The sequence below is a fragment of the Bradyrhizobium cedriense genome (assembly GCF_054602315.1).
This window is the reverse complement of the sequence record NZ_JBTSWB010000005.1, coordinates 809662-824377: the sequence shown is the minus strand read 5'-3', so window position 1 is coordinate 824377 and position 14716 is coordinate 809662. Positions and strand designations below refer to the sequence as shown.

Here is a 14716-nt window from a genome sequence, read left to right as displayed (position 1 = left end):
AGCCTCGCAGAGCGCTGGATTTTCCTCGGACAAAGCCCGATCGGTCCTCAGGCTCCGGTCGGTTGACAGTGCCGCCGAACGTCACGTGGCTGATTTCGCGCTCGCTAGAACGCCAGCCGACATTCGGCGCGCGATAGAAGCCGATTGGCCGTCCATCCTCGTCGTCTCCGACGGCTCAATGGATCTACCCGGCCAGTTCACAGGACAGCTCGTCGCCGTCTCCCCAAGATATGGCTATCTCGCGGACGGCGATGTGATCGGCTTCGATCATGTGTCGAGGAAATTCCGTACGTTGTATCGCCGGAATTCGGCTCACAACTCGTTTCTTGTCACGGAACGGTGCAACAATTATTGCCTGATGTGCTCGCAACCACCGAAAGATGTCGATGACCGGTGGATCCTTAGCGAAATCAAAGAAAGCCTGCCGCTCGTCGACCCGGCGACCCGCGGGTTGACGTTCACCGGCGGGGAGACCCTGTCGGATTGGGAAGACTTCATCGCCGTTCTGAAGGAGTGCCGCGATTGGCTGCCGGAAACCGCCATACAGGTGCTGACCAACGGCAGGGCGTTCGCCGACTCGCGGATCGTCGACGCCTGGAAAGAGATCGGCCACCCGAACCTCATGGCGGCCATTCCGGTCTATTCCGCCGTGGATCATGTCCATGATCACGTGGTGCAGGCCAAGGGTGCGTTCGACGAGACAATCCTAGGCATCCTAAAGCTCAAGGACCGAGGACAACGGGTAGAAATCCGCGTCGTCCTGCATGCATTGACCGCGCCGATCATTGAGGACACGGGCCGGTGGCTTGCCCGCAATGTGCCGTTCGTCGATCACGTCGCGTTGATGGGGCTCGAAAACACGGGCTTTGCCATCGCAAACGATGCCATGCTCTGGATGGATCCGGTGGACTATGGCGATGGGCTCGCAAGAGCCGTCGATTACTTGAGTGCCGCTGGCGTCAACGTATCGGTATACAACCTTCCCAAGTGTGTTCTTCCAAAGTCTGTTTGGCCGCACGCGCTCCAATCGATCTCGGATTGGAAAAACGGTTTCGTGGAAGAATGCGATGGCTGCGACGAAAAGAACGCTTGCAGCGGCTTTTTCACAACCGGACGACCACGCTTCAGCCGGGGAATACGCGCGATAACTTCCTAGCAGAGCGACCTGGAAGGTTGTCCGACTCCAGATACAGGAGAGCACGCATGAGATTGACAACGGTTTCATTCCCAGCTGCTTCTACGTGCGGTGTCTCTGTCGCTCCAACTTTCGCAAGGACTGTGAGAGCAGCATCCTGACGTTCGCTCGAGGTACGTAGACGAGCAGAATATTAAGATGTTTCGAGATGCTCGACGCGCAGCCGTCCTCGACCAGTATGAGATCCGTTGGACACACTCGGCCGCAAATTGATCGAATCCACCGTTGCAGGTCTGCAGATGTGGCCCCCCAACAATTACCCGAGATGGAAACACTTCCTCGATGACCGCTTCCTTGTCTCCATCGGCGCCCAGGCCAAAGAACCTGATCTTTTCACGCCCGTCCTCGGCTTCCTCCGTGAACCGACATCAGGGAACGGCTAAGCAAAATCAAGATTGGAAAGCTTAATATGGATATTGAGCCGCAGCTATTGGATGACCTGAAGAGCGCCATCGATCGCGGCCAAGCGGCCGGGGAAATAATCACGTCTCAGCAGCATGATGAGTACATCCGCAATTTCCGCGAACGATTTGGTCCGGATGCGCTTCGAAGGCTGGACGGTGAAGCTCTACTCAAGACGATGCACGGCCGTCGGAGTAGCGATTCCCGCTGTTTGAGTTACTGGCTTGAGTTCATGAACGACGAGACGTTTGCCACGAACGCATTTGGCGGAATTGGAGGCGGGTCAGCACTGAAGTTCGGCGTATATCAGAGACCGACAGATGGCGAGTGGATGGGCGGCAAAGGCACGAATCCAAAAGCTATTACGGTTGACGATGCAATCCAAATAGCCCGGCGCCAACGTGATGAGCTGCTAGCGGGTGACAAGCTCCTAGCAGAGCTAAATTCGATTGATTGTTCAGACGAAGCTTATGGTGACCTTCAGAAACTCATGGAGGGTGCCGCGCCGGAACTCTCTGGCGATGGTTGGGCGCATAAATATTGGTTTCTAACGCACTCCGATAAGCTCGATGACTACCATAGCCCGCGCTACCAACGTTTTCATCTGTATAAGCTGTTGCAGATGCCTCCCGACGGTGTGGGAATACTTGATGGCGGAGCGCCTCGCTTCGTTTGCGCTGGGCGCTTCGTGAGAATAGCGCGCGCTCTTAATGTTCCAGTTAGCATCCTGACCTCAGCGCTTAATCGACGGACAGGAGGCTTCCATCGGTTCTGGCGCATTGGAACGACCGAAGGGAGTGATGGCGATAGCCAATGGGCCAATATGCGCGATGGCAATTACGTTTCTATTGGTTGGCCTGATTCCGTTCCAGATCTCTCTCCTCATCTTAGCGAAGAGAAGGTCACTCTCAAAGATCGGATTAGGGAATGGCTGGTTCCTGCTTACTCGAATTCGGGAGTCGCTTCTCGTAAGGCAGGCGAGGTAGTCAAGTTCGTGCGCGAGATGGCCGAAAACGATCTTGTGTTAGCCTGCGAAGGTCAAACGGTGCTCGGTGTCGGACGAGTCAGTGGTTCGTATGAATATGAACGCGGGCTCCGTTTCCCCCACAAGCGCCCCGTACAATGGCTTCTCCTAGATTCCTGGCAATTGCCACAGCCAGAAGGGCCGCGCACCACCGTTTTTGAATTGGGTAGGAATGGCGAAAATTTACTTGAACTGGAGCGCAAGAATTTTTCTGGAGGAGTTTCGAACTCACCTGCCAGTCGGCTGCATACAGCGCGTACCAAGGCGGCTACTGCTGTGACGCAACTGCCGCCGTTGGATCAATTCGCGGCAAGGGTGGACGGTATCCTGCGTCGCAAAGGGCAAACACTTCTCTACGGCCCGCCTGGAACCGGCAAGACCTATCTCGCGGTTCGAACTGCAACAGAGCTTGCCGCACGTCAGCGCTTCGGCAAGACTCATTCGATGCTTACGGAGCCCGAGCGCGCTGAGATCGAGAATCCGAACGGCCTAGTGCGGAAATGCACCTTTCATCCCGGATACGGTTACGAAGACTTCATAGAAGGCCTGCGGCCCGAGACGGTGTCGGGGCATTTGTTCTTTGAACGGCGCGCTGGAATTTTCAAGCAACTATGCGCCGATGCTGAGAAGGCTAACGATAGACACTTTTTCCTCGTTGTGGATGAAATCAATCGAGGCGATGTTCCTAGAATTTTTGGCGAGTTGATTACGCTTCTCGAGCGCGACAAGCGAGGCAGCGTTGTCACGCTTCCGAGCGGATCACATTTTTCTGTCCCGTCTAACGTCTTCATCATCGGCACGATGAACACTGCAGATAGGTCGATCTCCCTGTTAGATGTCGCGCTTAGAAGGCGCTTCGGATTCATCGAGCTGATGCCGGATAGCTCGTTGCTTGAAAGACGTGCAGTGGGCGAATTGCCGCTCGGCCCCTGGCTCGACGCCCTCAATGCTCGTTTGCGCCGTCATTTGAAGCGCGACGCGCGCAACCTTCAGATTGGGCACGCATACTTGCTCAGTCAGCCCATCACGTCTGTTGCGGAATTCTCGCGTGTACTTCGTGAGGATCTTATCCCGCTTCTTGAAGAGTACTGCTACGACGACTTTGGTGCACTAAGCGACATTCTTGGGCCAGGCCTAGTCGACGTCCAAGCCGCGCGAATTCGGGACGAAATATTCGATCCCAAGAATGAGGATAGCCTGCTTCAGGCTCTTGCGTACGAAGAAATGCAATCGTTGACGTTAGTTGAAAATCCAGAACAAAACGATGTTGTAGATGATGCGGCAGAGTCGGCCGCTGACGAAACCGACGATGCCTGAATATCTTGAAAATGGCTTCGAAGCCGTTCCCGTCACGCTAAATGAATGGGATCGCGTCGAAGCTGTTTCACGTCCGCAACTCATTGGCACGACGCTTAGAAACAATCTCGCAGCACAAACCCTAGCGCTTGCAATTCGAGGCCAGGTCGACGTCCGAGAGGGATACAAAGGCCTCGAAGTTTCCACGACTTCTTTTGTGGGGCACATCGCTGTGGGCCCCCTTCGGATCAACATCAATCCCAAGCTGCAGGGGTTAGCCCTCACGTCGCTGGTTCGCTATGCCTATGGTTTACGTGACTTCCAAGTAATTGGGCAGACCCTCACTCCGACAGCTCAATACGGTATACATGATATTCTCATATCGCTTTTGGTGGCGGAGATTGAGGAATTGCTGCACCGGGGCTTGCTGCGCCGGTATGTTCCAGTTTCAGAAATGCTCACAAGTCCCAGAGGGCGAATCCTCGTCGATAAGATCGCGTCTCGCGGCGGAATCGTGGATGGAGCACTTCCGTGTTTGCACTTCCAGCGGCATGCCAATTGGAGGCTCAACCAGGTTCTGCGATCGGGGCTCGATCTCGCGAGAACCATGACAACCAATCGGGATTTGTATCGACGCGTTCGGAGCTTGGGCGAAGCATTCGACGCAGTCGAAACAACTGCGCTCCAGGGGCGTGATCTCGATGAGGTTGAGCGAGGGCTGACGCGTCTCACGGCAACAAGTCGGCCTGCACTGACGCTCATTAGACTTCTATTTGGAATGCACGGCACGTCAATTGAGACGGAGACGTCTTCTCACCGCACCCCCGGATTTCTGTTCGACATGAACCTCTTTTTTCAGCGCCTGCTTTCCCGATTCTTGCGCGAGAACCTTGACGGCCTCTCGATAAGGGATGAGCAGACTACCAAAGGCATGTTTGCATACCCACCGCTCGCAAACCCTAAAGGACGCTCTTTACCGAGACCGCGGCCTGACTTTGCACTATTCAGCGCTAAGGGCCTGATCGGTTTCCTAGATGCAAAGTATCGGGACATCTGGGAAAAAGGTTATCCTGCCGGTTGGCTCTATCAACTGTCCATGTACGCGTTGGCCTCGCCAAATCAGAAAAGCATTATTCTGTACGGGACCACTTCATCAGAAGCTCGCGAAGAGCGGGTAGAAATTCGTCATCCCGTGCTCTGGGGTGCCGGATCTAAGCCGACGGTGATCTTTCGTCCGGTGCAGTTGCAAGACTTGGCTATGCTGCTGCATCCCTCCAATGAGGGTTCGGCGAAGTGGGAACAGCGGAGGAGTTTCGCGCGCTCTCTTGTCACTTTTTGAGACTATAAGCTCTCCGGGTAGAACATTTGCCCGTCAACAGGTGAGTGGGATTAGACTTGGCTCATGTACTGCGCGACTGAGGGCTGGGCCGCTGGCTGAGTTCTTCCATAACAACTGAACTGCGTAATCGGCAGCGTTGTACCAGGGTCTGCGCTTAGGATTAATGGCGCATTACCGGTGGGTCTGCCGACCCGAAAGGCCAGCGCTGCGCCGTTTCGTTTGGGACCCTTGAATGGACGTGACGTACCACCCAAGGGGCCCACGAAGGCGCGTGCTACCGAGATCGAACGCTTGTCCTCCTTGCCAAACATTCAAAATCAGAAAAACACGTGAAGGCCGCTGTTAGTCGCGGCGGGGTCAAAGGATCAACGGTGTCAAATTCAACGCTGATTTCAGCGCCATGGCTTCTCGTCCGTATTTCTACGGGGTCGGCGAACGTCGCATTGATCTCTCCTCCTAGTTGCGCTTGGATAATACGCAGGGGGCGCGAGAATGCGTTGGATTGTTATCGCTGGGGTCTGCCTTGCGTTGGGCGGCTGCGGCACAAAATATCAAGAAATGGGATTTACAGGCGGCGTCGCTGCGCAGCAGATGACTGCGGACACATGGCGCATTCAGTCGCGAGGCAACGCCTACACGAACTCTGCCACAGTACAGGACTACGTCCTCCTGAAGGCCGCAGAAACTGCTCAAGCCGCCGGCGGCACGCACTTTCAGATTATCAGCGCAGCCGATGCGAGTCGGGCTTCGACAATCGTGTCTCCTGGAACGAGCAATACAACGTTCGTTGGCAATCAAGCTTTCACGACCACCTCGCCAGGCAGCGTCGACACGGTGATCAGGCCGGGACAAGACGTCTATGTGCGCGTGCTGAAGCTGCCACCCGGTCCCACGCCTCAAGGCGTCTACTCCGCCCAAGAGATTATTCAATTTGTCGGATCTCGAGTGGAGCGCCCGCGATGAAGGAGCGGCGAACCTATGTCGGTCCATAGAGTCGTAGGACTATCATTTCTCCTCGCGCTATTGAGCGCATCCGCTCACGCAGCCTGCGGCGACAATGGCGGCCCAGGCTATCGCAATCAGGCGGGAAAGTGTGTCGGCTGGGAAGCGCTCGTTCGTCAATGCGGCAACCCGCCATCGAAGATGTGCACCCCGGAGCGGGTGGCTTCAGGAGCAGAAAATGCGGTGGCCAATGGCGCAACGATCCGATCGTTGATGGATCGGTCTCACGACGTGAAAAAGCTGCCGAACAATCCGCAGAGATAGACCACTTGCACTCGTCCCAGGGTTGCGAAAGAATATCTCGCGGAATGCCGACGTCGCTCTGGGGGATTCCATGCCAGCTTGGCACATTCAGATTTCTGCAATTTTGTTTCTCGCTACCTTTTGCCCATCAAACGCCGCCACACTCAAGTCGTCGCAGCTAAAAGACGGCCGTGTCGTGATCTTGATATCGGGGGAATTGGTCGACGGCGACACTGAGGCATTCAAGAGCGCGGTGAAAACTGCCAATGATGCAGGTAAGCTTGTTTCGTCGATCAGACTGAATTCTCCCGGCGGCAGCTTGCTGGAGGGCGTCAAGCTTGCTGACGCTGTGCGCTTTGGAAAGATCGTAACGAATGTAGGTCAAGGGGCAACTTGCGCATCTGCCTGCTTTCTGGTCTTCGCAGCGGGCTCTATGAAATACGCGAATTACAATGCGCACATCGGCGTTCATGGAGCCTCCAATCAGTCTGGTCAGGAAACGGCAGGATCGGGCGCTGCAACAGTTTCGATGGCTCGAGTGGCGAAAGAGCTCGGTGTCCCGGCTGCGATCATCGGTAGAATGGTCGTGACCCCTCCTTCAGACATGGTTTGGCTTAGCCCGTCAGAGCTCCAATCGATGGAGGTTTCGTTAGTCGGGAAGCCTTCCCAAGTGGCGCAGCCTGATCGGCCCCCGGCCCGACAAACGGAAGATACGGAGCCAGTTGACATCACGCCAAAGGCAAGGGCCGTCGCGAAGCCTCCTACTTGGAATGAATTTGTTGAGAAGGCTGTTGCGCTATCTGCCCAACAAAACAACGGAACGCCAAGAACGATGCGATCGTGTCAGCCCGAACTAAAGCTTTGCTGGAACGTGGTGACGTTCACAAATAAGGATGGCTTCGACACCGGCGCTAAAGTTGTGAAGGATATGAACGATAAAATCGTGCTGAAGGAGGTCTGCACCTTCAATGCGACAAAGGATATTCGGCGCTGCTTCAATTGGGACACAGAAGCAGTCCACCGCGATATGCAGGATAGCTCTGGCAATTGGACCAAAATCGCCGACGATTGATTGCCAATTATGAGCATAGCGGGTATCAGGCGCGCCATTGTTATGAGTACACGCCCTAGACGTAGTGAATTCCGTGCTTCGAGCGCTCGGGTGCGACGAGACGGCCGGAGAATTATAAAGTTCGCGGACGAAAGCGGCTCTGAGGAATTCCGGACAGCCGTTGATCCATTCGATCGTAATCCTAAAGACCGGCAAATCCGTAGGATCGCGGATATCGGTCTTTCGGTACTTCATAGAACTGCGTCCAAAAGATCGAAGCGTACAGCTGCCGCTGGGCAAACGTATAATGGTTGGCTTGGCGCGATGATCCTAGGTGTCTTGTGACTTCCATAGCATCGGGACCTTGCATTGGCGTGCTCCAGCCTGATGACAACCTTCTACGGCCGCCTCCGCAATTTATCGGATTCTCGAACCTGCGAACATTAGGTCCAATCAGACTAGGAGTCTCCGGTTTTGCTGCGGCGTCAGGATCGTCGCGGCAAAAGTTCGAAGGCAGACGGCGCCGGGCACGACAATGAACAAGCAGGACCCGAAGGGCTATTACACGATCCTCGGCGTGAGCATTAACGCCACTGCTGAGGAGATTAAGGCCGCCTATAGACATAGAGCAAAGGACCTACACCCAGACCGAAATCCAGCTCGCGATGCACCGGCACAATTCCGCTTTCTGAACGAGGCCTATGAGGCGCTGAACGACCCCGGCTCTCGGGCGGCCTACGACACCATGACGCTTGAGGCGGAAGGTGCTTCGGTGGGTGCGCGTCAGGCTCCGCCAGAGCCAATCGTATGCTCCTGCTGCGGCAAGGTAACTGCTCAACCGCGGTACGCAATTTTCTTGACGGTGAAGAGCTTCGTCCTGGTGACTTTGCGCTCTCCCGTACAAGGTATCTTTTGCAGCGCATGCGCCGAGAAGAGAGCCTACAGGGCTTCTGCTGTCACCTGGCTCTTGGGCTGGTGGGGCGTCCCCTGGGGGCCGATTTATGCGGTCCAAGCTATCATTACGAACATGCTGGGCGGGAGGCGTCCGCCAGAAGCGAATGCGCGTCTCGCCGCGTATCAGGCATGGTGCTTTGCCACCCTCGGCAAGATGGATGTCGCCAGGGCCGTCGCCATGGATGCTGTAGAGCTCGCTAGGGGAGCTCCTCTGAACCCAGCGGGGGTCGAGCTACGCGAGAGTATCAATCAATTGCTGCAGGAGATTGGCGGCAGTACTAATCGCCTCAAGAACTCGTGGCGACTGCTCTCTAGACCCTTCTACGTCCAGGCAGCAGCGATTGCGCTAGTCGCGGTCGGGATTTGGCAAGCTTACGAACAAACCTCAGAAAGTTCGCCAACCCGCGGCCCGAAGCCCTATGTGGCGGCTGCTCCTTCCGGCCCGACGGCACCAATCTCCCCGTCGTCTCCAGTGCAAAAGCGACCAACTTACGCGCGCCCAGAGAGCGCTCCCAATGGGATGCCTTGGCCGCTTACGGCCGCTTATGTGCCTGGCTACTCCCGGCTCAACACGGACGGCAAGTCGAGGGTCACCGTGGACAACGGGCAGAACGATTCCGATGTCTTCGTGAAACTCATCTCGCTAGATGGCGTGAACGCGTTTCCGGTTAGGCAGTTCTATATCCCCGCTGGCCGCAAATTCATCCTGGAGAATGTTCGGCAAGGGAGTTACGACATTCGCTATAAAGACCTCAATTCGGGCACCTTGTCCCGGTCCGAGCAGTTCTCCCTGACCGAAACGCGTACTTTCGAAGGGGTACGCTACAGCGATTTGTCGTTGACGCTGTACAAGGTACGGAACGGCAACATGCAGACGTACACCTTGGCAGACGACGAGTTCTGAGCACTGACTGGGAGCTAGCTTGTCGCGGATCTGATCATAGGGCTAGATGCAGCGAGCCGACCCCTGTCACAAGTAGTACAATGCACATTGGCAAAGCGCAGGCCAGTGCCCATAGCAGCTCCGCCCATCGCGGGTGTACTGCGGCGCTCTTTCTCTTTCCAAGGTCCAGGCAGATCTCACGCGCTCGCGTGCGGGGTATAGAAGATCTCGGCCCGCTCGCTCAAAGGCCTAGTTCTTCCATAACATTGGATCTGCGAATCTCTCGCATCGGTCGCGCAGCCACGCGGAGGTTCTTTCAAGCGAGGTCCAAGGCATTCTGCGAGCCTCACACGTCAGCGATCGAATCTGCCCAGGCTCTGGACCGCTCGTGCCGCAGGTGCGGATGACCCCCGTGCGTGTTCAACGTCGCTCAATTGCTTCCGAGATAACCATGATCTTTGTTCTGCCGGAGTTTTTCGGCCCTAACATAGGCCACATCCAGGCGTCGTGCTTGACATCGACCTGATCCCGTCCCCGGTTCGGCGAAGTCGAAGAAGCTGCCGATCGTGAGTCCCGGCTCTCCGCCTCGGATGCTGCTAAGCAGCAATCGCACACGCGGCAGCAATCGCCCATCACCGCCAACGGTGATCGAAGGTCTCTCCTCCGCCGACGCACCCGCGAAGGGGTTTGCGCACCAGGGCCAGCCTCAAATTGGCTCTTGATCGGCATCGCGCTTAGGTTGAAGATGGCGCTTTACGTATTTGATCAAATTCCGATGACCAATCTCAAGACAAATAATAAAGCGTCAAAGCGTCTTTACGTCATATCGGATCTCCACTTGGGCGGAGACTACGGCGAAAACTCGGACAGTGGCCGAGGTTTTCGAATTTGTACGCACGTTCGCGAACTTACGGCTTTTGTGCGAGCACTAACTGCTCGTGCTGTACGGACATTGACTGACACCGAACTCGTGATCAATGGAGATCTGGTCGATTTTCTAGCTGAAACGAGAGAGGTGCGAGACCCGGTTTCCGGTAAGGTTGACTTGGGATGGCAGCCGTTTGTCGATGATCCCTCCGAGGCGACCAAACTGTTCAAGCGTATTGTTCAACGCGACGAAGAGTTCTTCGCCGCATTGCGGGAGCTGCTCGCGGCCGGCATCCGGCTGACGATAACACTAGGAAATCACGACATCGAATTAGGATTTCCTGCGGTTCGTCGGTTTCTAACCGAGGTACTGGCAGCTGACGGGCGGAGATTCTCGATCATCTACGATGGTGAAGCCTACCGGGTGGGCAGCGTATTGATCGAACACGGAAATCGCTATGACGAATGGAATGTGGTCTCACATGATGGATTTCGGCGACTTAGATCGGTGCAATCCAGAATGGAGCCAAGTTTGGATTCGTCCCGAGACTTTGAGGCTCCCGCCGGGAGTTTCCTAGTAGCGGGAGTAATGAATGAGATTAAGACCCGATACCCGTTCATCGACCTCTTAAAACCCGAGAGCCAGGCGGCAATACCGATTCTGATGGCTTTGGCCCCGGAATATAGATCGCGGATAGTGACCATTGCCAGTCTAGTCGCACGATCACGCAAGCATTTGGTAGGCATCGACGGACTCCCCTCCAACGCTGGCGATATTGCCGAGCATGAGCCTCGAGCAGAGGTCACGGGAGAAGCAATTATCAAGGAGATTTTGCAAGACCGAAAACTGTTAGATCTATTTGATCGAAATGATACGAGCTGCCCACTCGGCGTTGCTGAGCAAGAGCAATTCCGAGGTGACGCTGGTTCGGTTGATTTTCGTTCGCTTTGGTCGCTTGTGAGGCTGACGCTGGCTCGGCCGAATAGTTCAATTTCCACAAGACTGCCGACTTTGCTTACTGCACTCAGAGCAGTGCAGGACGATTTCTCCTTCGATAGGCAGCGCGAGATAACGCAGTACCGGGAAGCCGCCGAACGGCTTCTGTCGTATGGCTCGAAGATAGTGCTGTTTGGCCATACCCATTTAGCCAAAAGAATAGAGTTCGATCGAGGCCTGTATATCAACTCAGGCACCTGGGCCGATCTGCTCCCTTTCCCGTCGACTATTCTGGCTCCTGATCCTGGATTGCCGCGGGGCCAAGATATCGTCGCCGTGATGCTTAGCCGGTTGGAACGGTTTGTCGAGGATATGAGGACAGCAAGATTGCGTAGCTATCTGCAGTTCATCCCGACCTATGCGCGAATTGAATTTGACGAGAAGGGGGAACCATTCGACGCGCAACTGTACGAATATAGCTGTGAAGCAGAAGACGTATGACGCCGAAGGCAAAGCAAGCTATCGGACGGATAGTGGCTATCCGAGGGGATGGCGGAGAGGTGTATGGAACAGCGTTTGTTGTTTCTGATCGCTTTCTGATGACGGCATTTCACGTTGTGGGTGATAGGGCCGTGTCCATCGTCAAGGGCACCGACGTCTGTTTTCCGGCCTTGTACTTTTATCCGGCGTCTGCGGGTGTCCAGAAGATCCCCGTCAAAGTAGTCGCGGGCTGCTGCGATCCCCTCGACGATTGGGCCTTGCTAGAGCTGGAAGAGCCGCTCCCTGGAGTTGTCCCGCTGCCCATGGGTGAAATTACCACCTACGAACTCGAGACTAGCAGGCGGCCAAATAACGCGATTCGATTCGATAGTTGGGGCTTTCCTGGTCTGGCGCGCATGGCTGGATCTGGAATTGCGATTGATGGCCGCGTGCAAGACCAAGACGCGCGCTATCAGGGCGCGTGGGCCTATCAGCTCTACAGCGACAATGCCGCGGCCGCGCTAGGTGAACCATTGAGCGGCTTGTCGGGAGCTCCTTGCCTGATCGACGGCGCAGTCGTGGGAATCATACGTTCGAACCTCGTTATGGAAAATAAGATTACGTCAAGCCGATCGGTCCATATAGCCGGTGGCATTCTCTACGCCTGTCCTGTGGCGACTGAAACGTTGCAGCAGCGGTGCGCGCCCTATTTGCCAGCTCTAGACCCGATTCGTGGCTTGCCAGGCCTGCCGAGGCAGACGCTACCTCGCGAACCGTTCAGGTATCTCCATTGGTATGGCGCCGAGCATGTTGAGGTGTTCTTTGGACGAAACCGGAGAATTCGCGACCTATATTATCAAGTGGCTGATCCGGACACCCCAGCGTTGGTGCTGGTCTACGGGGCATCAGGAGTTGGAAAGTCCTCTTTGATGCAAGCGGGCGTGTTGCCTCGCCTGTCATTGACCTTCGCCGTAAGGGCCCATAGGCGCGAATCAGGAAAATCGCTGGAGCAGTGCCTTGAAGATCTGCTGGCTAAAGGCGGCGACGGAGACGCTGGCGGAAAGCCAATCATCTTCCTCATTGATCAAATCGAAGAAGTGTTCATCGACACTTGTGTGGATGGCAACGCCGAGCTGGCAGCGCTCTTCTCGCGTATCAAGGCGGTTCTCGGCTCTCGTTCCCAATTATCGAAGATTATACTTAGCTTTCGAAGTGAATGGCTAGCGAATGTCCGAGCTCGCTTGTTCGAAGCCGACATTTGCTACAGCGAGTTCTATCTCGAAAGACTAACGCGGGATGAAATTGAGGATGTTGTGCGCGGCGTTAGCTCCACGGCTCGGCTACGAAAGTTTTACGGAGTCCAAGTCGACGAGAGGCTACCCGATCGAGTGGCGGACGATCTGTTGGATGATCCGGATTCGCCAATAAGTCCGCTGCTCAGCATAATTCTCACCCGCCTTTGGACGGAAGCAAAGGCTAGACGAGCCGGTGAACAGCGGTTGGACGAGGATGTTTACGAAGAGCGGATGCGGGCCAAGCTGGACCTCGACCAGTTTCTGACTGAGCAGATCAAAGCCGTGTCGATGAGCAGGCCCGTTGATGTGGCTTCCGGCCTTGTCATCGATGTGCTCTATCGGCACACGACGGACCAAGGTACAGCAAAGGAGCTATCTCGAAAGCAACTGAAGGACATTTACTACCATCTGGGCGAAGAGGGCGACCAATATCTGGACTCTCTACTGGAGAGTCTGTGCGCCGTCTCCTTGCTTTACACTGCTGTACCTGAAGAATCTTCAGAACAAGAACAGGCGGGGCGAATGACACGTCTTGCCCATGACACGCTTGCAGTTCCAGTGCGCAAGCATTTCCAAAGATCGGATCTGCCGGGTCAGCGGGCCGAGCGGCGCCTAGCAAGTTGGGTCGAAGATTGGCTGCCCTCAGAGCCTGAGCACGGAACCCTCGACTCTGCTTCGCTCGCTCTAATTGCTCAAGGGGCTCGTGGCACTCGCGGTCCGACGGAGAAAGAGCGCAACTTCATGCGGGCTTCCGTTGAAGCGAGGCGGCTAGCGACGCGGCGATCTCTGGTGGGGCAATTCCTAGTCGGTGCGCTGGTAACGTCCGCCGGTCTAGGGTTAATAGGTTGGTGGCAGGAAGCCTTTCTGAAAGAACAGATATGGTGGCTTAGACACGTCCGTGGCCATGTACTTTCTTTGGCCGCCGAGCGCTCGATTCAGGTGGGTGCGGTCTTTAAGGAATGTGTCGGGTGTCCGGAAATGGTCGTCATCCCCGTCGGGGCATTTGCGATGGGTGGCTCCGCAGAAGCAGAGGCTCCGGACGAAGCTCGTCAAGCCCAGGGGCTGTTGCGCGTCACTACCCAGAGCGTCGTTGGGAGCCCTCAACACAAGGTCAGTATCACAAAGCCTTTGGCCGTAGGCCGCTATGAAGTGACGTTCGATGAATGGGACGCGTGCTTCGCGGCCGGCGGTTGCAAGACGCCCGGCTCATCGCAGAGTTGGGGGCGCGGTCGGCGTCCGGTGATCAATATATCCTGGGACGATTCGAAAGAATATGCGGCGTGGCTGTCAAGAATGACCGGTAAAGAATACCGGCTACTCAGCGAGGCCGAATGGGAGTTTGCAGCGAGGGCTGGTACCGAGACGTTGTACTCTTGGGGAAATGAAGTTGGGGCAGGTAGAGCCAACTGTAATGGCTGCGGAAGCGAATGGGACAACGACAAGACAGCTCCAGTTGGTTCATTCAAGCCCAACAAATTCGGTCTCTATGATATGCACGGCAACGTTTGGGAATGGGTCGAAGATTGCTTTAGCGACAATTACGCTGATGCTCCCTCCGACGGCTCTCCTTCCCTAACTGGCAACTGCAACCGTCACGTCATCCGTGGCGGTTCATGGATAACTGTACCCAGAGCAATGAGATCCGCCAATCGGCATCGGGATGACGTGAACGGCCGTTACTTTGCGACAGGTGTCAGGATCGCGAGAACTCTCAAATTGCGTTGAGACCATCTGAAGTCATCATGACG

Annotated in this window: 9 protein-coding genes; all 9 read left to right on the top strand. The window is 55.7% G+C overall.

The genetic code is table 11. The features are described 5' to 3' along the window. The first annotated feature begins 85 nt into the window (after window positions 1-85). The 9 genes from hxsC (at window position 86) to ACYCVF_RS25105 (ending at window position 14693) form a co-directional block, all read left to right on the top strand. A complete protein-coding gene (hxsC, locus tag ACYCVF_RS25145) occupies window positions 86-1156 on the top strand; it encodes a His-Xaa-Ser system radical SAM maturase HxsC (protein WP_459606652.1) in 1071 nt (356 codons plus the stop codon). A gap of 227 nt (window positions 1157-1383) precedes the next feature. Continuing rightward, entirely contained in the window at window positions 1384-1578 is a 195-nt protein-coding gene (locus ACYCVF_RS25140) for a hypothetical protein (RefSeq protein WP_459606651.1), read from the top strand. 26 nt (window positions 1579-1604) lie between these two features. Further along, window positions 1605-3938: an AAA family ATPase gene (locus tag ACYCVF_RS25135; protein WP_459606650.1), complete on the top strand. Its 2334-nt coding sequence runs from the start codon at window positions 1605-1607 to the stop codon at window positions 3936-3938. Continuing rightward, window positions 3931-5256 carry an McrC family protein gene (locus ACYCVF_RS25130; RefSeq protein ID WP_459606649.1) on the top strand — a complete coding sequence of 442 codons (1326 nt, stop codon included), beginning with the start codon at window positions 3931-3933 and terminating at the stop codon, window positions 5254-5256. Before ACYCVF_RS25135 ends, ACYCVF_RS25130 begins: the two co-directional genes overlap by 8 nt. A gap of 492 nt (window positions 5257-5748) precedes the next feature. Beyond that, entirely contained in the window at window positions 5749-6219 is a 471-nt protein-coding gene (locus ACYCVF_RS25125; RefSeq protein ID WP_459606648.1) for a CC0125/CC1285 family lipoprotein, read from the top strand. A gap of 373 nt (window positions 6220-6592) precedes the next feature. Beyond that, window positions 6593-7573, top strand: a complete 981-nt coding sequence (locus tag ACYCVF_RS25120) for a COG3904 family protein (RefSeq protein ID WP_459606647.1) — start codon at window positions 6593-6595, stop codon at window positions 7571-7573. Window positions 7574-8087: 514 nt separating this feature from the next. Then, window positions 8088-9410 (top strand): J domain-containing protein, encoded by a 1323-nt coding sequence (locus tag ACYCVF_RS25115; RefSeq protein WP_459606646.1) that lies wholly within the window; start codon window positions 8088-8090, stop codon window positions 9408-9410. Between the two features lie 697 nt (window positions 9411-10107). Next, window positions 10108-11694: a metallophosphoesterase gene (locus tag ACYCVF_RS25110; RefSeq protein WP_459606645.1), complete on the top strand. Its 1587-nt coding sequence runs from the start codon at window positions 10108-10110 to the stop codon at window positions 11692-11694. Next, on the top strand, window positions 11691-14693 hold the full coding sequence (locus tag ACYCVF_RS25105; protein ID WP_459606644.1) for an SUMF1/EgtB/PvdO family nonheme iron enzyme: 3003 nt from the start codon (window positions 11691-11693) through the stop codon (window positions 14691-14693). The genes ACYCVF_RS25110 and ACYCVF_RS25105 overlap by 4 nt, the downstream gene beginning before the upstream one ends. The last annotated feature ends 23 nt before the right edge of the window (window positions 14694-14716 follow it).